The 22,453-nt window shown below is 74.0% G+C and carries 26 protein-coding genes; 14 read left to right on the top strand and 12 right to left on the bottom strand.

The genetic code is table 11. The features are described 5' to 3' along the window. Positions 1-254: 254 nt before the first annotated feature. The 4 genes from J2S66_RS01435 (at position 255) to J2S66_RS01420 (ending at position 4,312) form a co-directional block, all read left to right on the top strand. Positions 255-857, top strand: coding sequence for a DUF4956 domain-containing protein (locus tag J2S66_RS01435; RefSeq protein WP_310302741.1), 603 nt, complete (start codon positions 255-257; stop codon positions 855-857). Then, complete coding sequence (locus J2S66_RS01430; RefSeq protein WP_310302738.1) at positions 854-1,678, top strand: polyphosphate polymerase domain-containing protein; 825 nt, start codon at positions 854-856, stop codon at positions 1,676-1,678. Before J2S66_RS01435 ends, J2S66_RS01430 begins: the two co-directional genes overlap by 4 nt. Then, positions 1,669-3,753, top strand: coding sequence for a CotH kinase family protein (locus J2S66_RS01425; RefSeq protein WP_310302735.1), 2,085 nt, complete (start codon positions 1,669-1,671; stop codon positions 3,751-3,753). The genes J2S66_RS01430 and J2S66_RS01425 overlap by 10 nt, the downstream gene beginning before the upstream one ends. A gap of 196 nt (positions 3,754-3,949) precedes the next feature. Continuing rightward, entirely contained in the window at positions 3,950-4,312 is a 363-nt protein-coding gene (locus J2S66_RS01420; protein WP_306749445.1) for a histone-like nucleoid-structuring protein Lsr2, read from the top strand. Positions 4,313-4,330: 18 nt separating this feature from the next. On the opposite strand, the gene J2S66_RS01415 is transcribed toward J2S66_RS01420, so the two are convergent. The 6 genes from J2S66_RS01415 to J2S66_RS01390 form a co-directional block, all read right to left on the bottom strand. Continuing rightward, a complete protein-coding gene (locus J2S66_RS01415) occupies positions 4,331-5,128 on the bottom strand; it encodes a hypothetical protein (protein ID WP_310302732.1) in 798 nt (265 codons plus the stop codon). Beyond that, entirely contained in the window at positions 5,125-6,054 is a 930-nt protein-coding gene (locus J2S66_RS01410) for an ABC transporter ATP-binding protein (protein WP_310302730.1), read from the bottom strand. The genes J2S66_RS01415 and J2S66_RS01410 overlap by 4 nt, the downstream gene beginning before the upstream one ends. After that, entirely contained in the window at positions 6,051-6,311 is a 261-nt protein-coding gene (locus tag J2S66_RS01405) for a helix-turn-helix domain-containing protein (RefSeq protein WP_310302727.1), read from the bottom strand. The genes J2S66_RS01410 and J2S66_RS01405 overlap by 4 nt, the downstream gene beginning before the upstream one ends. Then, on the bottom strand, positions 6,311-6,790 hold the full coding sequence (locus J2S66_RS01400; RefSeq protein WP_310302725.1) for a DUF2975 domain-containing protein: 480 nt from the start codon (positions 6,788-6,790) through the stop codon (positions 6,311-6,313). Before J2S66_RS01400 ends, J2S66_RS01405 begins: the two co-directional genes overlap by 1 nt. 69 nt (positions 6,791-6,859) lie before the next feature. Beyond that, positions 6,860-7,276, bottom strand: coding sequence for an STAS domain-containing protein (locus tag J2S66_RS01395; RefSeq protein ID WP_310302722.1), 417 nt, complete (start codon positions 7,274-7,276; stop codon positions 6,860-6,862). Between the two features lie 115 nt (positions 7,277-7,391). Further along, on the bottom strand, positions 7,392-7,598 hold the full coding sequence (locus J2S66_RS01390; RefSeq protein WP_310302720.1) for a hypothetical protein: 207 nt from the start codon (positions 7,596-7,598) through the stop codon (positions 7,392-7,394). 102 nt (positions 7,599-7,700) lie between these two features. On the opposite strand from J2S66_RS01390, the gene ligA reads away from it, so the two are divergent. Both ligA and J2S66_RS01380 read left to right on the top strand, forming a co-directional pair. Next, positions 7,701-9,692, top strand: a complete 1,992-nt coding sequence (ligA, locus tag J2S66_RS01385) for an NAD-dependent DNA ligase LigA (RefSeq protein ID WP_310302716.1) — start codon at positions 7,701-7,703, stop codon at positions 9,690-9,692. 256 nt (positions 9,693-9,948) lie between these two features. Beyond that, complete coding sequence (locus tag J2S66_RS01380; RefSeq protein ID WP_310302714.1) at positions 9,949-10,491, top strand: GNAT family N-acetyltransferase; 543 nt, start codon at positions 9,949-9,951, stop codon at positions 10,489-10,491. A 114-nt stretch (positions 10,492-10,605) separates the two neighbouring features. On the opposite strand, the gene J2S66_RS01375 is transcribed toward J2S66_RS01380, so the two are convergent. The 3 genes from J2S66_RS01375 to J2S66_RS01365 all read right to left on the bottom strand — a co-directional run bounded on the left by J2S66_RS01375 (position 10,606) and on the right by J2S66_RS01365 (position 12,044). After that, positions 10,606-10,791, bottom strand: a complete 186-nt coding sequence (locus J2S66_RS01375) for a hypothetical protein (RefSeq protein ID WP_310302709.1) — start codon at positions 10,789-10,791, stop codon at positions 10,606-10,608. A gap of 258 nt (positions 10,792-11,049) precedes the next feature. Next, positions 11,050-11,427 carry an STAS domain-containing protein gene (locus J2S66_RS01370; RefSeq protein WP_310302706.1) on the bottom strand — a complete coding sequence of 126 codons (378 nt, stop codon included), beginning with the start codon at positions 11,425-11,427 and terminating at the stop codon, positions 11,050-11,052. Then, positions 11,424-12,044 carry an FAD-dependent monooxygenase gene (locus J2S66_RS01365; RefSeq protein ID WP_310314597.1) on the bottom strand — a complete coding sequence of 207 codons (621 nt, stop codon included), beginning with the start codon at positions 12,042-12,044 and terminating at the stop codon, positions 11,424-11,426. The genes J2S66_RS01370 and J2S66_RS01365 overlap by 4 nt, the downstream gene beginning before the upstream one ends. 9 nt (positions 12,045-12,053) lie before the next feature. Here J2S66_RS01365 and J2S66_RS01360 point away from each other — a divergent pair, with 9 nt between their 5' ends. After that, the gene (locus tag J2S66_RS01360) at positions 12,054-13,037 is read left to right on the top strand and encodes a methyltransferase (protein WP_310302703.1); all 984 of its coding nucleotides are present in this window, start codon (positions 12,054-12,056) and stop codon (positions 13,035-13,037) included. 15 nt (positions 13,038-13,052) lie between these two features. Here the strand turns inward: J2S66_RS01360 and J2S66_RS01355 are convergent, their stop codons facing one another. After that, positions 13,053-14,186, bottom strand: coding sequence for a carboxylate-amine ligase (locus J2S66_RS01355; protein ID WP_310302698.1), 1,134 nt, complete (start codon positions 14,184-14,186; stop codon positions 13,053-13,055). Between the two features lie 287 nt (positions 14,187-14,473). On the opposite strand from J2S66_RS01355, the gene J2S66_RS01350 reads away from it, so the two are divergent. Beyond that, the gene (locus J2S66_RS01350; protein WP_310302695.1) at positions 14,474-14,734 is read left to right on the top strand and encodes a DUF3040 domain-containing protein; all 261 of its coding nucleotides are present in this window, start codon (positions 14,474-14,476) and stop codon (positions 14,732-14,734) included. A 63-nt stretch (positions 14,735-14,797) separates the two neighbouring features. Here the strand turns inward: J2S66_RS01350 and J2S66_RS01345 are convergent, their stop codons facing one another. Then, positions 14,798-15,694: an SDR family oxidoreductase gene (locus tag J2S66_RS01345; protein WP_310302691.1), complete on the bottom strand. Its 897-nt coding sequence runs from the start codon at positions 15,692-15,694 to the stop codon at positions 14,798-14,800. Between the two features lie 248 nt (positions 15,695-15,942). Between J2S66_RS01345 and J2S66_RS01340 the strand changes: the two genes are divergently transcribed. The 6 genes from J2S66_RS01340 (at position 15,943) to J2S66_RS01310 (ending at position 21,974) form a co-directional block, all read left to right on the top strand. Next, positions 15,943-16,311, top strand: a complete 369-nt coding sequence (locus tag J2S66_RS01340; RefSeq protein ID WP_310302689.1) for an STAS domain-containing protein — start codon at positions 15,943-15,945, stop codon at positions 16,309-16,311. Between the two features lie 116 nt (positions 16,312-16,427). Then, entirely contained in the window at positions 16,428-17,228 is an 801-nt protein-coding gene (locus J2S66_RS01335; protein WP_310302687.1) for an ANTAR domain-containing response regulator, read from the top strand. Between the two features lie 395 nt (positions 17,229-17,623). Then, positions 17,624-18,952, top strand: a complete 1,329-nt coding sequence (locus J2S66_RS01325) for an ATP-grasp domain-containing protein (RefSeq protein WP_310302684.1) — start codon at positions 17,624-17,626, stop codon at positions 18,950-18,952. A 17-nt stretch (positions 18,953-18,969) separates the two neighbouring features. After that, on the top strand, positions 18,970-20,244 hold the full coding sequence (locus J2S66_RS01320) for a 3-dehydroquinate synthase family protein (protein ID WP_310302681.1): 1,275 nt from the start codon (positions 18,970-18,972) through the stop codon (positions 20,242-20,244). Further along, positions 20,244-21,008 carry an O-methyltransferase gene (locus J2S66_RS01315; RefSeq protein WP_310302678.1) on the top strand — a complete coding sequence of 255 codons (765 nt, stop codon included), beginning with the start codon at positions 20,244-20,246 and terminating at the stop codon, positions 21,006-21,008. Before J2S66_RS01320 ends, J2S66_RS01315 begins: the two co-directional genes overlap by 1 nt. Before the next feature lie 210 nt (positions 21,009-21,218). Next, a complete protein-coding gene (locus J2S66_RS01310; RefSeq protein ID WP_310302675.1) occupies positions 21,219-21,974 on the top strand; it encodes a GAF and ANTAR domain-containing protein in 756 nt (251 codons plus the stop codon). 9 nt (positions 21,975-21,983) lie between these two features. Here the strand turns inward: J2S66_RS01310 and J2S66_RS01305 are convergent, their stop codons facing one another. Next, a complete protein-coding gene (locus tag J2S66_RS01305) occupies positions 21,984-22,445 on the bottom strand; it encodes a VOC family protein (RefSeq protein ID WP_310302673.1) in 462 nt (153 codons plus the stop codon). Positions 22,446-22,453 lie beyond the last annotated feature (8 nt).

Below are 22,453 nucleotides of genomic sequence, written 5' to 3'. Positions count from 1 at the left end.
CAGCCGGAGCCAGCCCTGGTAGGCGGCGACCTGACGCCTTGATCGAGTCCTACCAGCAACAGGGCCACCTTTTGATACGCAGGGTGACGCCATCAGTTCATTGACGTGACCCCTTACCGCACCCTATCGTTTCCCCAGAGTTCCCGAAAGTTTACCTAAAGACTCGAAAGTTTCGGCGACCGTCCCCGCAGACCCCCGCCAAGAAGCGGGCGGTGCCCGCCAATCCCGGCAGTGGCTCAGGAGGGACGCACGAGATGTCACAGCTCGTCCTGTTCGCGGTCGACATCTGCGCAGTGGTGTTGCTCGTCTTCGGGCTCTACTTCCCGCGGCACCGACGACGCGACCTGGTGGTGGCCTACCTGGGCGTGAACGTCGGCGTCCTGGCGGTGGCGAGCGCGCTGAGCACCAGCGACGTCGGCGCCGGGCTCGGACTGGGAATGGCGCTGTTCGGCGTGCTGTCGATCATCCGCCTGCGCTCGACGGAGCTCGACCAGCACGAGGTCGCCTACTACTTCTCCGCCCTCGCCCTGGGCCTCCTCGGCGCGCTGAACACCACGACCCCGTGGCTCAACGCGGGCCTGATGGCGCTCATCCTCGCCACGATGTTCCTGGGCGACCACCGGCGGCTGTTCCGGCGTTACCGGCACCAGGTCCTGGTGCTGGACTCGGCCGTCACCGACCACCTCGCGCTCGTCGCCCACCTGGAGCAGCTGCTCGACGCGCGGGTGCACGTCGCCACCGTCCAGCGGCTCGACCTGGTCAACGAGACCACCGTGGTGGACGTCCGGTACGCGCTGGCCGAACGCGCCCCGACCACCGCGCCCGGCGCGCCGGCGCGATCCGGGGCACGCCGATGACCACGACCACGACCCCACTCGCCCGGACCCTGTCGCGGCTGGCCCCCGTCGGGCTCGCCGAGCTGATCGACCGCGCCGCGCTGCAGACGAGAGTGGACCGCAAGTACCTCGTGCCGGTGGACGCGCTGCCCCGCCTGCTGGGCGGGCTGCCGGCGGGCACCAGGGTGCTGGACGTCGACAGCGCGCGCACCTTCCACTACGAGTCGGTGTACTTCGACACGCCGCTGCTGACCAGCTTCCACGGCGCGGCCTACCGGCGGCGGCGGCGCTTCAAGGTGCGCACCCGCACGTACCTCGACTCCGCCCAGTGCTGGCTGGAGGTCAAGATCAGCGGCGCGCGGGGCAGCGTCACCAAGCACCGGCTGCCCTACCACCCCCGGGACTGCGGCACCGTGCACCCCGGGCGCGCCTTCGTCGACGAGGCGCTCGCCCGCGAGTCGCTCGGGTCCACCACCGACAGCTCCTTCGACGCGGTGCTGATCACCGACTACCGCCGCGCCACCCTGCTGCTGCCGGGTGACGTCGGCCGGGTCACCGTCGACACCGGCCTCACCTGGCGGGACGAGCACTCGATGCTGCGCCTGCCCGGCCTCGCCGTGGTCGAGACCAAGTCCCCCTCCGCCGCCACGCCGGTCGACCGCGTGCTGTGGCAGAGCGGGCTGAGGCCCGTCCGCATCTCCAAGTACGCCACCGGCCTGGCCGCGCTGCGCCTGGACCTGCCCGACGCGCCGTGGCGGCGGACGCTGCGCCGGCACTTCCGCGGCACCGCCCCGACGCCCGCGCTCTCCCACCACCCCGAACAGGAGGCATCGTGCGCTTGACCACCCGCAGCGACGGAGCCGCGGCGACCCGGCGCTCCGCCTGGGTCGCGGTCGCCGCCGTGCTCCTCACCGCACTCCTCGTGCCGTTGTCGGCGGGCGCCGAACCGAGCGCGCCGCAGGCGGTCCCGGCGAGCGCCGCCGACGAGGCGGCAGCCGCAGCGGCGGCCGACGACCTCGTCGGCGACATCACCTTCTCCGTGCCGAGCGGCACGTTCCAGGGGCAGGTGTCGGTGTCGCTGGGCACCACCGTCAGCGGGGCCCAGGTCCGCTACACCACCGACGGCAGGCTGCCCACCGCGCAGTCGACGCCCTACCAGGGCACGCCGCTGACCTTCACCCGCACCACCCAACTGCGGGCACGGGCGTTCGTCGGGCAGACGGCGTCCGGCGCGCCGGGGACGGCCATGTACACCGCCCGCGCCGCCACCACCACGAACCACGACCTGCCCGTGGTCGTGATCGACTCCTACGGCGCGGGCAAACCCCAGCGGGAGTACTTCGACGCCACCACCATGATCTTCCAGCCGGGCGCGGGCGGGACGACGTCCCTCGCGGCGACCCCGGCGGTGGCCACCCGAGCCGGGTTCCGGCTGCGCGGGCAGTCGTCGGCGACGTTCGAGAAAGCGCCCTACCGCCTGGAATTCCGGGACAACGACGACGATGACGCCGACTACCCGGTGCTCGGCATGCCCGCCGACTCCGACTGGGTGCTGCGCGGGCCGTTCACCGACAAGTCGCTGGTCCGCGAGGCCCTCGTCTACGACCTCGGTCGGGAGATGGGGATGAAGACGCCGCGGTACGCGTTCGCGGAGTTCTACCTCAACACCGACGCCACCCCGGTCGGCACCGAGGACTACATGGGCGTCTACATGCTCGTCGAGACGATCAAGAACTCCAAGAACCGGCTCGACCTCAAGCAGTTGGACGAGGACGACCTCACGCTGCCGAAGATCACCGGCGGGTACATCTTCAAGTTCGAGTGGATGGCCGCCGAGGAGCCCACTCTGCCGTGCACCGGCCCGGCCGCCACCTGCTGGAACTACCTCGAAGTGGTAGACCCGGACCCGTTGCAGCCGGCGCAGCGCGACTGGCTGCGCGCCCACCTGCAGGAGTTCCACGACGTGCTGCGGGCGCCGAACTCCGCCGACCCGAACACCGGCTACCGCAAGTACCTCGACGTCGAGTCCTTCATCGACCAGGTGATCGTCAACGAGGTCAGCCGCAGCATGGACGCCTACCTCCGCAGCGCCTACTTCCACAAGGACCGGGACGGCAGGATCGTCGCCGGGCCGCTGTGGGACTTCGACCTCACGTTCGGCGTGGGCGGGTACTTCCAGAACGACCAGGTCGAGGGCTGGCAGCACCTCCAGACCCGGCAGCCGATGGCCAACGACTGGGTCGCCCAGCTCCTGCGCGACCCGGCGTTCGCCAACCAGCTGAAGGCGCGCTGGCAGGCGCTGCGCCGGGGCCCGCTCGCGGACTCCGCCGTGCAGAGCCGGATCGACGGCCTCGCCCGGCCGCTGACCAACGGCGCGCAGCGCAACTTCCAGCGCTGGCCGAACCTGTCGTCGCCGAGGATCGGCTTCTTCAACACCCCGACCGCGCCGACGTGGCAGGGCCAGGTGCAGTTCTTCAAGGACTGGATGCAGCGCCGCAGCGCCTGGCTCGACTCGGCGGCGGGGTGGGGCGGCACCGTGACGACCACGCCGACCACCACCAGCACCACCACCACAACGACAACGACGACGACCACGACGACCCCGCCGCCCGGCCCCTCCCGGTGCAGCGCGACCTACACCGTGGTCAACCGGTGGTCCGGCGGGTTCCAGGGCGAGGTGCGGGTCACCGCGGGCAACGCGGCGGTCAACGGCTGGACCGTGTCCTGGACGACCGGCGCCGGCGAGACGATCACCCAGGCCTGGAACGCGACCGTCACCAGCCAGGGAACGGCGGTCACGGCCCGCAACGCCGCGCACAACGGGTCGCTCGCGGCCGGGGCGGGCACCTCGTTCGGTTTCCTGGGCGCCACCACCGGAGCGCCCGGCACACCGGTGTTGACGTGCACGGCCGGTTGACCGGATGACCGGACCGGTGGCGCGGCGGCCCAGGCCGTCGCGCCACCGGTCTTCCACCGCCGACGACACGGCGGTCGACAACGCGGCGGTCGGCCCGCAGCGCCCGGCGACACGCGCGGTCGACCCGCAGCGCTCGCGAAGTCGGTCTTGTTACGCTGCCACGTCCACCGCAACGCTGATCACCCGTGAGGTGTCCGTGGCTCAGAAAGTGCTCGTCCAGCTCATCGACGACCTCGACGGCACCGCTGCCGAGAACGGCCAGACCGTCTCGTTCGGTCTCGACGGCGTCGCCTACGAGATCGACCTCCGCCCGCAGAACGCCGACCGCCTCCGCGACGCCCTCGCCGGCTTCGTCGCGAACGCGCGCAGGACGGGTGGCCGCACCAGGCGCACGGCCGCCGCGGGCGCCCCGGTCCGCCGCCCCGGCTCCGAGGTCAGGAACAAGGAGCAGACGAAGGCGATCCGCGAGTGGGCCCGCAAGAACGGCCACGACCTGGCCGACCGCGGGCGCATCCCGGCGAGCGTCATCGAGGCGTTCGAGGTGGCCCACCGCAGCTGACGCCCCGCCGGGCCGCGGTCAGCGGTTCGCGTCGTCGCGCGCCAGCCGCAGCCACCCGAGCAGCAGCGCCCCGGCCGCCCAGCAGAGCAGGGTGACCACCGACGACGTCCGCGTCATGCCCGGCACCTCGCCGATCAGCAGGAACGCCGCACCGGCCCCGGGCAGGGCGTCGGCGAGCGCGGACGCCCACTCGACGCCGAGGTTCGGCAGCATCAGCGGGAGCACCAGCATCAGCAGGAACACCGTGACCAGCGTGGTCGCCGTGTGCCGCAGCAGGAAGCCGAGCCCGACCGCGAGGGCCGCCCCCGCCGCGAACACGAACGCCACGTCGGGCAGCACCCCCAGGCCCTCGACGGGCAGGACGAGCACCGGCCGGGCCGCGGTGAACGCGGCGACGGCGGCGGCGAGCGCCAGCAGCGTGCCGAAGGCGGTCGCGACGCACACCGCCACGGTCGTGCGGGCCAGGAACAGCACGGCGCGGCGCGGCGTCCACTGGAGGGTCGGCACGATCCCGCCGGTCGCGTAGTCCGACGTCACCGCGGTCAGGGCGAGCGCGAGGAGCGCGAACTGCCCCGGCAGGGCCGGCACGCCCGCCATCCGCCACGCCGACCCGCCCTCCGGCGGCACCGGGTCGGAGCCCGCCTCCAGGCCGGCGACGGTGGCGATCCCCACCATCACCACGGCGGCGGCGGCCGGGAACCACCAGGTGCTCCGAACCGTCCACAGCCGCGTCCACTCGGCGGCGCAGGTGCGGGCGAACACGCGGGCCGGGGGAACGCGCGCCGGGGCGCGCCGGGGTGTCGACGGGGCCGTCACCGCGCCGCCCCGCTCGTCGCGGCCCGGCCGCCGCGGTGCTCCACGCTGCTGTCGGTCAACTCCACGTAGGCGTCCTCAAGGCTGTTGCGCACCTCCGAGAGGTGGTGCAGCGGGATGTGCAGGGAGTGGACGAGTTCGCCCACCTCCTCGGCGGTGCTGCCCTCGACCCGCAGCTCCCGGGCATCGACCCGGTGCGCCTCCAGACCGCGTTCGCGCAGCGCGGCGAGCAGCCGGTCGGGCTCCGCGCTGCGGACGCGCACCCGGACGTCCCCCAGCCCGTCGAGGATCTGCTCCGTCGTCGCGTCGGCGATCAGCCGGCCGCGCCCGATGACGACCAGCCGGTCGGCGACCTGCTCCACCTCGCTGAGCAGGTGGCTGGAGACCAGCACGGTGCGGCCCTCGTCGGCCAGTCGGCGCAGCAGCCCTCGGATCCAGCGGACGCCGTCGAGGTCCAGCCCGTTGACCGGTTCGTCGAACAGCAGCACGCCGGGGTCGCCGAGCAGCGCCGCCGCGATGCCCAGCCGCTGCCGCATCCCCAGCGAGTAGCCCTTGATCCGGCGACGGGCGGCGCGGCCGAGACCGACCTCCTCGACCACCTCGTCCACCCGGCGCGGCGGGATGCCGTTCGTCCGGGCGGCCACCCGCAGGTGCCCGCGCCCGGTGCGGCCGGGGTGCGCCGAGCCGGGGTCGAGCAGCGCGCCGACCTCGCGGAGCGGTTCGGCGAGCGCCGCGCACGACCGGCCGTTCACCAGCGCCGTGCCCGACGTGGGCCGGTCGAGGCCGAGCACGATCCGCATGGTCGTGGACTTCCCGGCGCCGTTCGGCCCGAGGAACCCGGTGACCTTGCCCGGCTCGACCGTGAAGTCCAGGTGGTCGACGGCGAGGACGTCGCCGTAGCGCCTGGTCAGCCCTCGGACCTCGATCACCGGTGACCCTCGTCCCCGACGGCCCGGAGCGCGCCGTCGTCGGGCTCCTCCCCGTCGTCGACCCACTCCAGCAGGTCGCCGGGCTGGCAGCCGAGCACCCGGCACATGGCCTCCAGGGTGCTGAAGCGCACGGCCTTGGCGCGGCCGTTCTTCAGCACGGCGACGTTCGCCGGCGTGAGCCCGACGCGCTCGGCGAACTCGCCGACGCTCATCTTGCGCTTGGCCAGTTCGACGTCGATGCGCACGATGATCGGCATCAGATCACCGACTCCATGTCGGTGCGCAGCGTGGTGGCCTGCCGCAGCAGCGCCCGCATCACCACCATCAGCAGCCCCAGCACGGTGATGCCGACCAGCAGGAGGAACATCAGCAGCGGGACGCCCGGGTCGTCCGCGTTGAAGCCGACGAGGAGGAACACGACCCCGAACGTCGCCCACCCGGCGGCGATGGCCCACACGATGGCGTCGACCCACCTCAGGGCGGGCTCGCTGAAGATGCGGTCGTTCTTGACCAGGGTGAGCAGCTTCCAGGTGGCCACGACCACCACCTGCACGCACAGCACCCAGAACACGGTCACGGCCGTCAGGGGCCACCGCAGGTGCGCCGTCTCCGGCGACTGCTCCGCCATGTGGGCGAACTGGCCGGGCAACGACATGACCTGGAAGAGGAGAAGCACCCCGAACAGCAGCACGAGGAGGACACGGAGAGGGGCAACCGCCCGATGCTCAGCGAACATGCATCGATTCTCGATGGCCACCTATCGAATGTCAATCGGTAGCTATCGCCTTCCGGTAACCACCGCGCCCTAGGAGGACCACCACGAGAAGCCGTCGTCCTCGTCGCGGTCCGGACCGCCCTCCACCCGCGCCACCGCCTCCTCCACCGTGGAGCACAGGCCCAGCAGCTCACCGACCTCGGTGATGCGGATCGGCTCGACCACGGTGCGGTGCTCGGCGACCAGGGCGAACGCGACACCCAGTTCGGTGGCCCGCTCGTGCACCTCCATCAGCACCGCGATGCCCAGCGACCCGAAGAAGTCCACGTGCCTGAGGTCGACCACCAACGCGGCGGGGCGGCCGTCCAGGCAGGAGAACAGCTCCTGGCGCAGGTGCCGGTAGCTGTCGGTGTCGACCTCGCCCCGCACGTCCGCGAACACCACCCCGCGACGCCGGGCGACCGCGACGCCGACGTTCACCGGAGGCAGGTGGACGTCCTGTTCCACGACGCTCCTCCGCACTCTCGGTCCCGGTTCACCCGGAGCGGTTACCCGGTGGTACCCCGTTCGACACGTGGCCGCCGACACGCCGGTGCGGGGTCCGCCAGCGTGGACGGAGAACCTACGCGGAGCACCTCGTCACGACGTCGGCGGGCGTCATCCGGCGCAGCACCGCGAACGTCGGCAGGAGGCCGGCGGACACGACGACCCAGGTCCACCACGGCGCGGCGAACGCGTCCAGTCCCCCGGCGACGACCGCCCCCGCGGCCATCCCGACGTGCCGATGACGGTCCCTGGCGCGGGCGGCCGTGCCGCCGTGGAAAGCCATGCCGCCCATCCTCCGAGCCGGCCGGGCGGTGGCGCTACCCCCATCGGGCGACGCCGACCGCGCGTCCACCGGTTGTCGGTGGCCACCGGTAGCGTTCGCGCCGTGAACGCTCAGGAGCGCATCCGGGAACTCGCCGACCAGATCGTCGTGCTGCGTGACGCCTACTACCGCGGTTCTCCGCTGGTGGCGGACGCGGAGTACGACGCGATCGAGGACGAGCTGCGAGGTCTGGTCGAGGCGAACCCGGAGCTGGCGCCCGACCCGAACCCGCTGGAGCAGGTGGGCGCGCCGTCGGTGCTGCACGCGCCGATCCGGCACTCGCGCCCCATGCTGTCCCTGGAGAAGGCGACGAAGCCCGAGCAGGTCGCCGCGTTCTTCGACCGCTTCCCCGGCCAGCCCGTGGTGGTCATGCCGAAGCTGGACGGCCTGTCGCTGGCCCTGGTCTACGAGGACGGCCGGCTGGCCCGCGCCGTGACCCGGGGCGACGGCACGACGGGCGACGACGTGACGTTCCTGGTGCGGGCGCTGGCCGACGGCATCCCGGACCGCATCGACGCGCCGGGTCGGGTCGAGGTGCGCGGCGAGGCCGTGATGCTGCGCTCCACGTTCACCGCCTACAACGCCGCGCACCCCGACAAGCCGCTGATCAACCCCCGCAACGCCGCCGCGGGCACCCTGCGCGCCAAGGACCCGGCCACCGTCGCCGGGAGGCGCCTGCAGTTCTTCGCCTTCGACCTCGACACCTCCGCCGACGCGACCGCCGCCGACCTGGAGCAGGGCCTGCGCGCGCTCGGCTTCGACGTGGCGGACATGCGGCACCGCACCGACGCGGAGGCCGCGCAGGCGGTGATCTCCGAGATCGAGGCGCAGCGCAACGAACTGGACTACGACCTGGACGGCGCCGTGCTGCGGCTGGCCAACCGGGACGCGTTCGCCGCCGCCGGGGTCCGGTCGAACTCGCCGCGCGGCGCGCTGGCGTTCAAGTTCGCCGCCGAGGAGAAGACCACCGTGCTCACCGACGTGGTCTGGGACGTCGGCAAGACCGGCAAGATCGCCCCGGTGGCGTGGCTGGAACCGGTGTTCGTGGGCGGCACGACGGTCACCCGCGCCACCCTGGCCAACCAGGAGGTCATCCGGGCGCGCGGAATCAAGATCGGCGACACGGTGCTGGTGCGGCGCGCGGGCGACGTGATCCCGTTCGTCGCGGGCGTGCTGGACGAGTCCAAGCGCACCGGCGCGGAACGCGACATCGTGCCGCCCACCACGTGCCCGTCGTGCGGGCACGAGCTGACCGAGCAGGGCAACAGCCGGGAGTTGTTCTGCACCAACGCCGCCTGCCCCGCGCAGACCGTGCGCCGGCTGATCCACTGGGCCTCGCGCGCGGCGGCGGACATCGAGGCGGTCGGTCCGGTGTGGATCGAACGGCTCGCCGAAGCCGGCCTGCTGGAGAACCCCTCGGACTTCTACACCCTGACCAAGGAACAGCTCCTGGAGTTCGACCGCATCAAGGAGACCTCGGCCACGCGCATGATCGAGTCGATCGCCGCGAGCCGCCAGGTGGGGCTGCGCCGGGCGCTGATCGGTTTCGCGATCCCGATGGCGTCCGAGGGGACCGCCACCCGCCTGTGCCGAGCGGGTTTCGGCTCGCTGGAGGAGGTGGCCGACGCCGGCGAGGACGACCTCGTGGCCGTGGAGGACATCGGCCCGAGGGTCGCCGCCTCCCTGATCGAGCACCTCACCCGGCTGCGCCCGGAACTCGAACGCCTGCGCGAACGAGGGGTGTCCCTCGACGTGCGCGAGGAGGACCTCCCCCCGGTGGTCGCCTCCGACGCGCCCCTGGCCGGCAAGACGGTCGTGGTCACCGGCGCGATCAGCGACCCGCGCTCGGGCGAGAAGGTCCCCCGCCCCACCTTCCAGCGCCTGTGCGAGAAGGCCGGCGCGACCACCGCCACCTCCGTGTCGGCCAGCACCGACTACCTCGTCACCGGTGCCGACGTGGGCGCGAGCAAGCTCACCAAGGCCGAGAAGCTCGGCGTCGAGGTCGTGGACCAGGGCGAGATCTGGCGGCAGCTGATCGCCGCCGGCATCGCCTAGCCCCGCTCCGAGGCGGGGTGCGCGGCTGGGCGTTCGCGTCGGCCGTCGGGCGTGGTGGTCGGCCGGCGTGGTGCCCGGCTGCCGTCGCGACCACGCCCGGCGTGGCGCAAGGCCGAACTGCCCGGCACGGGAGATCGGTGCGTCGGGAGTGCCGCGTGCGTGAATCGGGTGGTGGTGCGGGCGCGGCACGGGCAGGATCAGGGGGTGCGGTCACTCACCGACCTCGTCGCAGGCACGGGTTCCGGCAGCCGGCGACATGGCTGACCCAGAGCGCCCTGCGGGGCCGGACTTCGCGGTCCGCGAGGCACGTGACGAGGACTGGCCGCGGATGTGGCCGATCGTGCACGACGTCATCACCGAGCAGCGGACGTTCGCCTACGACCCGGGTATGAGCGAGCACGACGCCAAGCGCACGTGGCTGTTGGCCGCACCGGCCAGGGTGGTGGTCGCTGCCGATGCCGACCGGGTGCTGGGTACCGCGAACATGTACGCCAACCGGCCGGGCCCCGGAAGCCACGTCGCGTCCGGCAGCGTGATGGTCGCCGAGCACGCACGGGGCACGGGTGTGGGGCGGGCCCTCACCACCGACATGATCACCTGGGCGCGTGGCAGCGGATTCGCGGCGATCCAGTTCAACGCTGTCGTCGACACGAACAGGGCCGCGGTCGGCCTCTACGAAAGCCTCGGGTTCAGCACCCTGGGTGTGGCGCCGGGGGCTTTCCGCCACCCCGTCCTGGGGGACGTCGGCCTCCGCGTCATGTGGCTGGACCTGCGGCCCCCGACACGGGTCACCGGCTGACCCGGCCCCACCACCGACGACGACAGAGGTCGTCCTGCCACCCACGATCGAGTGCGTCGCGGCACCCCTCCGCTCGCGAGCACTCCGATCCGGCACGAACCGCCTGGCGGCGGGTCACCGCTTGCGCAGCAGCGCGAGCACCAGGGCGCCCCCGCCGACCACGCACAGCAGCCCGATCGCGGTCCACAGCTTCTGCCCGGTCATGAAGCTTCCCCCGACGTACCCGAGTCCCTGGCCGGTCCACAGCGCACCGACCAGGATCAGCAGGACCCCGAACCCGATCGCCGGTCCACGTCTCATCGACCCAGGCTAGCGGAACCCGGGCGGTCGCGGCCGACGACGAACCGGGTGCGCCCGGGTGTCGGTGATCGACGCGGCAGCCCCCGTCCTCGACGGAATTCGGCGCTGCGCGGCGGACAGGTCGTCGAACACGGCGCGGTTCGGGCGGAGGGCCGTGTCGGCCTCCCGCACCCGCCGGCGGACGACCCGCCCGCCCACCAGGGTGGCCCGCCCACGGGGCCGGCGTCGTCCCCGGGACGGCGCGGACACGGGCCGCGATCACCCGGCGAGGGCGGCCGGGAGGTCGGGGTAGAGGTCGAGCACCTGGTCGAGCCGGGCGGCGCGCAGCGCGCGGAGGGGGCTGCGCGCCGGCGCGACCACGCGCAGCGGCGTGGCCCGGCGGGCGCCGAGCTTGTGGTGCTCTACCAGCAGCGCCATGCCGCTCGACGCGAAGAAGGGCACGTCGGTCAGGTCGACCACCACCGGCACGGTCCTCGCCGCCGCCGCGGCGAAGGCGGCGGTCAACCCCTCGTGCAGCACGGGCGCGTTCGTGCCGTCCACCTCGCCGTGCACGCTGAGGACGACCGCCTCGTCCCGGTCCGCGTGCTCCACCCGCAACTGTTCGACGTGTCCTCCTCGGTGCTCACTGCCGGTCACCACATCGCCTCCTCGCGAACCGCGACGGGCGGCCGGAGGCCCCGGACACCCACCGCACGCATTGTCTTCCCGGTCGGCGCACTTCTCATGCGCCGGCGCGGACCGGCACCCGTCCGGCTCAGCGCGGGCGACCGCCGGCCGGGGCGCCGGACCAGGTGGATTAGGCGGGGGCGAGGGGTGTCGACGGGCTGCGGGTCGGTGGTCGCGGAGACCCACGCGGTGTGGCCGTCGGGGCGGACCAGCCACGGGTGGGCGCCGGGGAGACCCGGGTCGTACCGGGTGCTCACCCCGATGACCGACTCGGCCAGGTGGGCGCCGACCTCCGGCAGCTCGCGGAGTTCGCGGAACAGGTCGCGGACGGGGTCCGACTCCGGTGAGCGCCGCCCGAGGAGCGCCTGCGCCCGGCTGGTCCGCGGCACGCGCGCGCCCACCTCGTGCCGCTCCCGGTGGTAGCTGTCCAGCAGGCCCTCGGGGGCGCGGCCGAGCACGGTGGCGGCCGGTTTCCAGCCCAGGTCGACCGAGTCGGCCAACGCCACGTCCACGCCCACCGCCCCGGCCGGCGGGTGGATGTGCGCGGCGTCCCCGGCCGGCACGACCCGGCCGCGACGCCTGGCCAGGTTCGGGTGATGACCTCACGTTCGATCACGGACATGGCGGACCTGGCGACCCCGATGGCGATCCGGGTGGCCGCCACCCTCGACCTGGTGGAGCACGCGGGCAGCGGCGGTGCGACGGCGGAGCGGCTCGCGTCCGGGGCCGGGGCCTCCGCGCCGGCGCTGCGGCGCCTGCTCGACCACCTGGTGGAGGTCGGCGTCTTCGCCCTCGACGGGGACCGCTACCGGCCCACGGCCCTCGGGGCCCAGATGGGCGAGGACGCCCCGGAGGGGGTCAAGCCGCTGCTCGACATCAACCGCGCGGGCGGGCGCGCCGAACTCGCGTTCGTGGACCTGCTCGACACGATCACCACGGGTTCCCCCGCCTACCCGCGCCGCTACGGGCGGGACTTCTGGGCGGACATCGACGCCGCACCGGAGCTGCGGCGCTCGTTCGACGCCCAGATGCGGTGGCGGTTCCGGGTGCAGGGGGCGCAGATCGCCGAGCGCTTCGACCGGGGCCGCTTCACCGAGGTCCTGGACGTCGGCGGCGGCGACGGGAGCGTGCTCGCCGCGATCCTGCGCGCCCACCCCCGCCTGCGCGGCCGGGTCGTGGACCTGCCCCCGGCGGCCGCCGCCGCGGCCGACCGGTTCGCGGCGGACGGGCTGGACGACCGGGCCGGCGCCGTCCCCGGCAGCTTCTTCGACCCGCTGCCCACCGGGGCCGACGCCTGCCTGCTGTCCGACGTCCTGCACGACTGGGACGACGACGCCGCCCGCGCGATCCTGGCCGGGTGCCGCCGGGCCGTCGCACCCGGCGGCACCGTGGTGGTGATCGAACCGCTGCGGGGCCGGGGCGCGGGCACCGCGATCGACCTGTTCATGCTGATGTGCTTCGGCGGGCGCGAGAGGACGGTCGACGAGCCGGCCGCGCTCGCCGCCGACCGCGGCCTGGTGCTCCGGCGCTCCGGCCCCGTGGCGGAGGGGAGGACGGCGCTGGAGTTCACCGCCGCGTGACCGGGCGGCACGCGGTCACGCCGCGGTCCCCGGCGCGAAGTCCAGGACGGTGTCGCGGGTCAGGACCTCCACCACGTCCTCCAGCCGACCGCGCCGCCGGAACGCCCGCAGCTGCCGCACCGCGCCGTTGCCGCCGTGGAAGACCTTGGTCACCAGGGCGTTGACCGCGCGCAGCTCCCCGGTCCGGCACAGCACCGGGCGGACGTGGCGGACCAGCCGGCGCAGCAGGTCGGCGGCCGGGACGCGACGACTGCTGAACAGGTCGAGCCCGTCGCCCTCGATGCCGTCGTGGGCGGCGCGCCAGTAGGCCGCGCGCAGCGCCTGCTCGCAGACCGGCAGGGCCGACTCGCCCCGCTCGACGGCCTGCACGGCGGTGACGACCAGGGCGCGCACCAGGATGGCGAGCAGCACCGACTCGTCCACGGTGGCGGGCACGTCGGACACCCGGACCTCGACGGCGGCCACGTGCTCCGAGGGCCGCACGTCCCAGAAGACCGTCCCCGCGTCGGGCGCCGCCCCGCTGCCGACCACCATCCCGACCACGGCGTCGTAGTGCTCCACCGACGTGAAGTAGGGCGGCGCGCCCGAGCAGGCCCACCGACCGCACAGCACCGAGCGCCAGCTCGCGTACCCCGTGTCCACGCCCTGGTGGATCGGCGAGTTCGCGGTCAGCGCCAGCAGCACCGGCAGCCACGGGCGCAAGTGGTTGCACACCTGCACGGCCGTCTCCCGGTCGGGCACCGCCACGTGCACGCGTGCCCCGCACACCCCGTGCTCGGCGGCGAGCATCCCGTAGTGCCGGCCGAGGCCCCGGTGGCGGTCGTCGTCCGTCAGCTCCTGTGCCGGCGGCCCGACCGGCGGCACGCCCACCGCGAGCAGCTGCCCCCCGACGCGCGAGGCGGCCGCCGCGGCCAGCGACCGCGTGGACAGGAGGTGCCCGCGCACCTCGCGCATGCCGCGGCACACCGGCGTGCCGCCCTCCACCTGGGCGCGCGTCAGCTCCGGGCGCAGGTCCGCGCCGAACCGGTTGGCCAGGTCGATCACGTCCGCCGCCGCGGGGAGCGGCAGGCCGCTGCCCGGGTCGACCACCAGGAAGTCCTCCTCGACGCCGAGGGTCGGCGGGGAGACCACGCCCATCTCGTCGATCATGCCGTCCTCATCGATCAGTGGTGTTCCGCGCACTTCCCGCACAGCGCTGCCGCGCACCGCGACCGCGGCGCCGAGGGAGTCGCACGGAGTTCGTCGGCACACTGTTCGACCGACCGGGGCCCGGTCGACGGTCTCGTCCGAGGCCGCCTCCGGGGCCCCGGAATACCACTTCCGGGTGCGGGCAAACGCACTGCGCGCGGAGCACGACGAGGTGGTTTCGACCGCGTGGTCCGGGCAACTCCGCCGGCACGTCGAACAGTCGGCGACCCCCACCGGTCGGAGACGTGATGAACCCCAGGGACGAACGCCGCCAACTCCGCGGGATCGAGCGCTGGTTCGAGCGCAACGACCCCGTGCTCGCCGCGACCCTGGCCGGCCAGGCCGTCGCGGCGCGGCCGGTGCGTCGCGGCGCGGCGCGCGCGTGCCTCGCCCTGCTGGGGGTCTGCTCCGTCGTGCTGGGCGCGATGACGCAGCTCCCGCTCGTCTTCGCGGGCGTCGTGGCGCTGATGGTGGCGGCGTGCCTGCACGTCACCCGCCACGCGCGGTGACCCGGACGCACCGGACCCGCCCGACCGGCACGGTCGGGCGGGTCCGGTGGGCGGGGGACCGACTCAGGTCAGCAGCTGGCCACCCGTCACGCCCAGCACCTCGCCGGTGACGTAGCTCGACTCGGACGAGGCGAAGAAGACGTACGCGGGGGCCAGCTCGGAGGGCTGGGCGGCCCGGCCCATCGGCGTCTGCTCGCCGAAGGAGTCGACCTTCTCGGCGGGCATGGTGGCCGGGATCAGCGGCGTCCACACGGGCCCCGGGGCGACCGAGTTGACCCGGATGCCCTTGTCCGCGAGGTACTGCGACAGCCCCTTGGTGAAGTTGACGATCGCCCCCTTCGTCGCGGCGTAGTCCAGCAGCTCCGGTGAGGGCTGGAACGCCTGGATCGACGAGGTGTTGATGATCGACGAACCCTTGGGCATGTGCGGCACGGCCGCCTTGCACAGCCAGAACATCGCGTAGAGGTTGGTCTTGAGCACCCGGTCGAACTGCTCGGTGGTGATGCCGAGCAGCCCGTCCTCCTGCGCCATCTGGTAGGCGGCGTTGTTCACCAGCACGTCGATGCCGCCCAGCTCGGCCACCGCCCGCTCGACGACGTGCCCGCAGTGCGCCTCGTCGCGGATGTCGCCGGGCACCAGCACGACCTTCCGCCCCGCCTCCCGCACCAGCTCGGCGGTGCGCTCGGCGTCCTCCTGCTCCTCCTCCAGGTAGGACAGCAGCAGGTCGGCCCCCTCGCGGGCGAACGCGATGGCCACCGCACGCCCGATCCCGGAGTCGCCGCCGGTGATGACGGCCCGGCGCCCCTCCAGCCGACCGCTGCCCCGGTAGCTGTCCTCACCGTGGTCGGGCGGCGGGTCCATGGCCTCGCCGGTGCCCGGGTGCGCCTGCTCCTGCCCCTCCTGCTGCTCCGGCTCCGGGTGCCGTTGCGCGGTGCTCTCGTCGTACTGGTCTTCCGCCATGCCGTGTCGCCTTCCGTGCGTGTGGGGCCTGCCCCGTACGCATTCCCGCCCGCCGGCCGTTCAACCACACGGGGCACGGCGGCACGCCCGACCCGCGGCGTTTGGCGGGAAGGCCGAGGGGTAGTGACGTGCGACGGGTGCGCGGTGAGCGCATTCCGGCCCGAGCCCACGGCTGCGGGATTCCACCCGGGTCGAACAGCGCGCCCGGGTGACGCGCCCGCGGCCTCCCGATCGCGAGGAGAGCCGACGTGAACGAGCAGACCCCACGCCGCGTGGCAGTCACCGAACTGCGCCGCGGCACCCCTTTGCTGGCCGTGTCCGGCGACCTGGACGCGGAAACGTGCCGTCCCGTCGCGTCCGAGGTCGACGCCGTGCTGGACGCACGACCGACCGCGGTCGTGCTGGACCTGCGCGCGGTCGGGTTCCTGGGATCGGCGGGCATCGCGCTGCTCGTCAACGCCCACCACCGGGCCGGCAGGCTGGGCGTGCCGTTCGCCGTCGTCGCGGACACGCGCTGCGTGCTGCGCCCCCTGCGGATGAGCCAGGTCGACGCGGTGCTCCCGCTGTACGCGACGGTGGACGAGGCGGTCACGGCGCTGCGCCTGGTGTCCGCCTGACGCCGCCCGCCGCTCCCGGCGAGCACCGGACCCGAGTCGCGGACGGGCCGGGCGACGACCCGGAAATACTCCCACCAGGTGGTGTGAGGACGCGCTCGTGGGGGCAAGTAGGTCCCGTGGTCGAGGTCGGACGGCGGCACCGGGGTGCGGCCGGGGAGGCGGGGTTCGTGGGCGGGCGGTGGGGCGGGGTCGGGGACGACGTCGTGGAAGGACTGGTCCGCCGGCTCGGCGACGTCGCCGGCGCGCTGGGGACGCTCCTCCTCGCGCCGCACGAGGAGGAGGACCTGCCGGCCGTCCTCGACCGGATCTGCCGGGAGGTGCCCCGGGCCGTCCCGGACGCGGACGCGGTCAGCGTGACCCTGCCGGGCGAACGCGGTCCGGAGACCGGCGCGGCGACCGACCGGCTCGCCCTGGAGCTGGACCTCGCGCAGTACCGCGCCGGGGAGGGTCCCTGCCTGGAGGCCGCCCGGACGGGGCGGGTCCAGCGGGTGATCGCGGCGGAGGTGCCCGGCCGGTGGCCGGCGTTCGGCGCGGAGGCCGGGCAGTCCGGCGTCACCGGCTTCCTGTCGGTCCCGCTGCGCACCGACGAGGACCGGCTCGGCTCGCTCAACCTCTACGGCGCGCGGAGCGGGTTCGGGAAGCTCGACGTGGCCCTGGCGGAGGTCTGCACCACCGCCGTCGAGGCGGCGCTCCGGAACGCCCGCCACTACCTGCGCGCCCGCGGGCAGGTGGACCAGGTGCGGCGGGCACTGACCTCGCGGGCGGTCATCGACCAGGCCAAGGGCATCGTCATGGCCGTGCACCGGATCGGCGCGGACGAGGCGTTCGCGATGCTGGTCGAGCGCTCCCAGCAGGAGAACGTCAAGGTCCGCGACGTGGCCGAGCGCTTCGTCGACGACGTCGTCCGCGGCGGGTGACCACCGGCGGTCGGGGCCGGAGGAAGGCGATCGGCCCGGCGGTGGACGCGACCCTGGACCTGCTGCCGCCGCTGTCACGCGCCTGCGACGTCCCGCCGGACGACCTCGTTGCGCACCGCGCACCGGGGATCCGAGGGTCCACCTGCACCCGATCCGCCGCCAGGGCATGACGTTCATCCGCTCAGCCGCGGGCCCGGCGGCGTGCAGGCGTGCGCGGTGCTCGTCCCGGGCCGGGAGCACCCCGCGCGGCTGACCGGGCCGGCCCCGCCCAGCGGGCGACGGCTCACGACACCGGTGCGTGACCGCCACCGACACGTCCAGGTGAATCGACCGGCACGGCGGTTGTCGGTATCCCTCCCGGGCAGCCTGAACAGCATGTTTCGGGAGGTGGTCCGGTGACGTCGTCCTCGACCGGTGCGCGCGGCGCCGCGCTGCTGGCCGCGCTGGTCGTCACCGCCCCGGTGACGGGGTTGGTGTGCGGCGTGGCGCACCTGCTGGCGCCACGCCCGCCGTGCGGGCGCCGGACGACGGTGCTGATCACCACCACGCACATGACCAAGAGCCTCCTGCTGGCCAGGAAGTTCCACGAGGCGGGGCACCGCGTGGTGGCCGTGTCGATCCCCCGGCACCGCTGGGGGCCGCTGCGGTTCTCCCGCGCCGCCTGCGCGTTCCACCTGGTCGCCGACCCCGGCACGGACCCCGCCGGTTACGTCCGGGACCTCGTCGCGGTGATCCGGGCCGAGGACGTGGACGCGGTCGTGCCGGTCATCGACGAACCGGGCCGCGCACAGCCCACCTCCGACGCCGTCCCCGTCCTCGCCGAGCACTGCGCGGTCCTCGCCAACGACCCGCGCACGCACCGCCTGCTCAACGACAAGGCGGACTTCGCCGGACTGGTGCGCGACGCGGGCCTGCCGGCCCTGGACACGCGCCGGGTCACCGACGTGCGGCAGCTGCGCGACGTCGACTTCGCGGGCGGCGAGTACGTGCTCAAACCGCCGGAGTGGACGTCCATGGCGGCCGACCACCGCGTGGTCGTGGTGGCCGACCCGGCGGCGGTCCCCGGCGACCTGCCGATCGGCCCGGACCGGCCGTGGGTGCTGCAACGACGCGCCACCGGCCGCGAGTACTGCGCGCACACGACGTGCCGCGCGGGCCGGATCACCGCGTACACGTGCTCGGAGTCCTCCCCGCTCCAGCTGAACTACCGCCACGTCGAGGTGCCCGCGATCTGGCGGTGGGTGCGCGACTTCGTCGCCGCGCACCGGCTCGACGGTCAGGTGTCGTTCGACTTCATCCTCGACGGGGACGGCGTGCCCCGCCCCATCGAGTGCAATCCCCGGCCGCACTCGGCGCTGGTCGCCTTCCACGACAGCCCGGACCTCGCCGCGGCCTACCTGGACCCCGTGCCCACCTCCCCCGTACCCACCTCCCCGGCGCCCACCTCCCCGGCGCCCGACCACGTCGTCCGCCCGCTGCCCGGCTCGCGGCCGGTGCACTGGCTGGGCGCGGAACTGGGCAGGCTGCGGCAGGTGCTGCGGCGGCGGGAGCTGCGGACGTGGCTGCGCGACCTCCGGCGCGGCAAGGACGCCGTGTTCGACTGGCGGGACCCCCTGCCCTTCCTGGTGATGCACCACGTGCAGCTCCCCGTGCTGGTGCTGCGCGCACTGGTCGGGGGCAAGCGGTGGGAGCGCGTCAACTGGGCCACCGGGAAGCTCGTGTGACACCGAAAGGGCATTCGATGACGGCCTTGCGACACGCCGACGGGTACGCCACCTCCGCCCACTACGACGGGTCGGGGCGCATCCGGCACGACGCCGGAGGGCGCTCGTTGACCGTCGACGCCACCTTCAGCCTGCGCGCCGAGGTGCGGCTGGTGGACCGCGTGTTCGACCCCGCGACACCCGACCTGGCCGAGGTGTACGCGCCCGCCGGGCGGTGCGTGGCCCTCGTGGACGCCACCGTCGACCGCCTGCACGGCGACGCGCTGCGCGCGTACTTCGCCGAGCACGGCATCCCGTTGGCGGTCGAGGTGTTCCGGGCGCTGGAGGAGGACAAGACGCTCGACACGGTGTGCCGCATGGCGGCGTTCCTGGGCAGCGACGGGTGCGACGTCGCGCGCGGCGAACCGGTGCTGGTCGTCGGCGGCGGCGTGCTCACCGACACGGCGGGCCTGGCGTGCGCCCTGCTCAACCGGCGCACCCCCTACGTCATGATCGGCACCAGCATCGTCTCGGCGATCGACGCGGGACCGTCCCCGCGCACGTGCGTCAACGGCACCCTGATGAAGAACGCCCTGGGCGCCTACCACCCGCCGGTGCTCACGCTGGTGGACCGCGCGCTGTTCCGCACCCTGGCGCCCGAGCACCTGCGGCACGGCGTGGCGGAGATCGTGAAGATGGCCGCCGTCGACGACGAGGTGCTGTTCGGCCTCCTCCAGCGGCACGGTCGCGCGCTGCTGGCCACGCGGTTCGCCACCACCGGCGACGACCCGGAGCTCGCGGCGGTCGCCGACGAGGTGCTGTTCCGCTCCCTCTACGCGTACATGCGGCACGAGGGCACCAACATGTTCGAGACGCGGCAGGACCGCCCGCACGCCTACGGGCACACCTGGAGCACGAAGTTCGAGCCGGTCGCGGGGCTGCTGCACGGTCACGCGGTGGCGGTGGAGATGGCGTTCACCGCCACGCTGGCCACCCTGGTGGGCTGGTTGGACGAGGACGGCCGGGACGCGCTGCTGGCGCTGTGCCGGGACCTGGGCCTGGCCGTGCACCACCCGGTGATCGAGGACCTGGCGCTGATGCGGGCGGCGCAGGAGACGGTGCGGCGCAAGCGCGGCGGCTCGGCGCTGTGGGTGGTGGCCCCGCGCGACGGCCTGGGCAGGTGCGACTACCTGGCGGAGGTCGAGGACTCGCTGCTGGCCGAGGCGGTGGGCAGGCACCGGGCGCGGTGCAGCGGCTTCCCCGGCGGTGGTGGTGGGTCGGACATGTACCTGCGCGACGCGAGGTGGGCGTGATGCGGCCGGTGACCCCGCTGTCGATCCTGGCCCACGAGCTGGAGTCGCTCGACCGGGAGCGGCCGTCCCCGCGCCTGGACCGCGCCCGCGCGCTCGCCTCGGGGCTGGACGACTACCTGTCCGCGATGACCACGCCCGAGTCCGAGCGGCTGGCGGCGCTGAACCGGCGGACCACCGGGCACGTGTGGGCCGGGACCGAGGGCGCCGTGGCGACCCTGGAGCCGGAGATGCTGTCCGGTCACGTGGAGGGGCAGCTGCTGCGGTTCCTGGTCGCCGTGACGGGGGCGCGCCGGGTGCTGGAGATCGGCACGTTCACCGGCTACTCGGCGCTCGCGATGGCCGAGGCGCTGCCCGCCGACGGCCGCGTGGTCACGTGCGAGGCCGACCCGCGCGCGGCGGGGGTCGCCCGCGAGGCGTTCGCCGGGTGCGACCGGATCACCCTGGTGGAGGGACCCGCGCTGGCGACGCTGGACCGGCTCGCCGACGCGGGCGAGGTGTTCGACCTCGCCTTCGTCGACGCGGACAAGACCCAGTACTGGGACTACCTCGACGTGGCCCACCGCCGGGGGCTGCTCGCACCCGGCGCCGTGGTGGTCGTGGACAACACCCTGTACCAGGGCGAGGTCTACCTCGACGCCGCGCGCCGGTCGCCGCAGGGCGCGGCCGTCGCGGAGTTCAACGCGCGGGTGGCCGCGCACCCGGCGTTCGAGCAGGTGCTGCTACCGCTGCGCGACGGGGTGACCCTCATCCGGGTGCTGCGCTGACCGCCGGCGGCGGCCGACCCCCTGCACACGCCCCGACAGGCCGCCGACCTGCGTCGACGACGTCCCCGAGACGCGCGCGGCCGTCGAGGTCCACCACACGGGCGGTCACCCCGCCGGCGTGGTGGCCGAGGCGGCCGAGATGGGCGTGCCCCACCGCGACGGGTGCGGTTTCATGTCCGGTGGACGGGGTCGGTACGACGGGAGGGCGCGATGACCGGCCAGGGCGTGGACCGGCGACCGCAGGGGGCGGACGCCCCGGGCGGCGGTCGGTGTGACGAGGTCGCCGTGCGGCTGGGCCGGATCGCCCGGGCGCTCCAGGACCAGGACAACGCCCAGGACACCCTGGACGAGGTGGTGCGCGCGGCGGTGCGGGCGATCCCCGGCGCCCGGCACGCCGGGATCGTGATGGTCGTCGACGAGGGCGCGGTGCGCACGGTCGCGCGGACCTCGAACCTCGTCGACCTGGTCGAGCGGGTCCAGTGCGACGTCGGCCAGGGGCCCGGCCTGGACTCGTTGCACCGGCACCTCACCGTCACCGTGCCCGACCTGCGCGCCGAGACCCGGTGGCCCGCGTTCGCCGCGAGGGCCGGTGGGCTGGGCGTGCTGAGCGTGCTGTCGTTCCACTTGTTCGTCAGTGCCGAGGACCTGGGCGCGCTCACCCTCTACTCGCCCGAGCCGGGCGCGTTCGACCAGGAGTCGGTGCACGTCGGGCAGCTGTTCGCCACCCACGCCGCGGTCGCCCTGGCCGCCGCGCGGCGCGAGGAGCAGCTGACCGAGGCCATGCGCACCCGCGACCTGATCGGCCAGGCCAAGGGCATCCTGATGGAACGCCACAAGCTCAGCGCCAACCAGGCGTTCGCCGTGCTCGTGCGCTCCAGCCAGTACGGCAACACCAAGCTGCACGACGTCGCCGACCGCCTCGTCCGCACCGGTCACCTGCCCACCGAGGCGCACCGCGCGCCCTGACCGGACACGTCAGTCCAGGCAGAACTCGTTTCCCTCGGGGTCGGTCATCACGATGGAGCCGGCGTTCATCGGCGGGGCGGGCTCGTGGCGGGACACCCGCTTCGCGCCCAGCCCGACGAGCCGGTCGCACTCCGCCTCCAGCGCCGCCATCCGCTCGGCCCCTTGGAGCCCGGGGGCCGCGCGGACGTCGAGGTGGACCCGGTTCTTCGCGACCTTGTCCTCCGGCACCCGCTGGAAGAACACCCGCGGCCCGTGCCCCTCCGGGTCCTCGATGGCCGACCGCGTGTTGCGCTGCTCCTCCGGCACGCCGATCCGCGCGAGGAAGTCGTCCCACGCGACCAGCGGGTCCGCGCCCTCGGGCAGCTCCACCCCGGGCGGGCCGGGGTGGACGTAGCCGAGGGCGTCGCGCCAGAAGGACGACAGCGCCCTCGGGTCGTGGGCGTCGAAGGTGACCTGGACGTGGCGGCTCATCGCTGTGC

Source organism: Saccharothrix longispora (assembly GCF_031455225.1).
GTDB classification, from domain to species: Bacteria; Actinomycetota; Actinomycetes; order Mycobacteriales; family Pseudonocardiaceae; genus Actinosynnema; species Actinosynnema longispora.
This window is presented reverse-complemented; position numbering and strand designations above follow the sequence as displayed.

What these genes read in the sequence shown, in the direction of transcription:
- J2S66_RS01435 (WP_310302741.1), top strand. Translation starts at nt 255, where the DNA reads ATGTCACAGCTCGTCCTGTTCGCGGTCGACATCTGCGCAGTGGTGTTG.
- J2S66_RS01430 (WP_310302738.1), top strand. Translation starts at nt 854, where the DNA reads ATGACCACGACCACGACCCCACTCGCCCGGACCCTGTCGCGGCTGGCC.
- J2S66_RS01405 (WP_310302727.1), bottom strand. Translation starts at nt 6,311, where the DNA reads ATGCCGATCATCGTGCGCATCGACGTCGAACTGGCCAAGCGCAAGATG.
- J2S66_RS01400 (WP_310302725.1), bottom strand. Translation starts at nt 6,790, where the DNA reads ATGTTCGCTGAGCATCGGGCGGTTGCCCCTCTCCGTGTCCTCCTCGTG.
- J2S66_RS01390 (WP_310302720.1), bottom strand. Translation starts at nt 7,598, where the DNA reads ATGGCTTTCCACGGCGGCACGGCCGCCCGCGCCAGGGACCGTCATCGG.
- J2S66_RS01380 (WP_310302714.1), top strand. Translation starts at nt 9,949, where the DNA reads ATGGCTGACCCAGAGCGCCCTGCGGGGCCGGACTTCGCGGTCCGCGAG.
- J2S66_RS01375 (WP_310302709.1), bottom strand. Translation starts at nt 10,791, where the DNA reads ATGAGACGTGGACCGGCGATCGGGTTCGGGGTCCTGCTGATCCTGGTC.
- J2S66_RS01360 (WP_310302703.1), top strand. Translation starts at nt 12,054, where the DNA reads ATGACCTCACGTTCGATCACGGACATGGCGGACCTGGCGACCCCGATG.
- J2S66_RS01355 (WP_310302698.1), bottom strand. Translation starts at nt 14,186, where the DNA reads ATGATCGACGAGATGGGCGTGGTCTCCCCGCCGACCCTCGGCGTCGAG.
- J2S66_RS01350 (WP_310302695.1), top strand. Translation starts at nt 14,474, where the DNA reads ATGAACCCCAGGGACGAACGCCGCCAACTCCGCGGGATCGAGCGCTGG.
- J2S66_RS01345 (WP_310302691.1), bottom strand. Translation starts at nt 15,694, where the DNA reads ATGGCGGAAGACCAGTACGACGAGAGCACCGCGCAACGGCACCCGGAG.
- J2S66_RS01320 (WP_310302681.1), top strand. Translation starts at nt 18,970, where the DNA reads ATGACGGCCTTGCGACACGCCGACGGGTACGCCACCTCCGCCCACTAC.
- J2S66_RS01315 (WP_310302678.1), top strand. Translation starts at nt 20,244, where the DNA reads ATGCGGCCGGTGACCCCGCTGTCGATCCTGGCCCACGAGCTGGAGTCG.
- J2S66_RS01310 (WP_310302675.1), top strand. Translation starts at nt 21,219, where the DNA reads ATGACCGGCCAGGGCGTGGACCGGCGACCGCAGGGGGCGGACGCCCCG.
- J2S66_RS01305 (WP_310302673.1), bottom strand. Translation starts at nt 22,445, where the DNA reads ATGAGCCGCCACGTCCAGGTCACCTTCGACGCCCACGACCCGAGGGCG.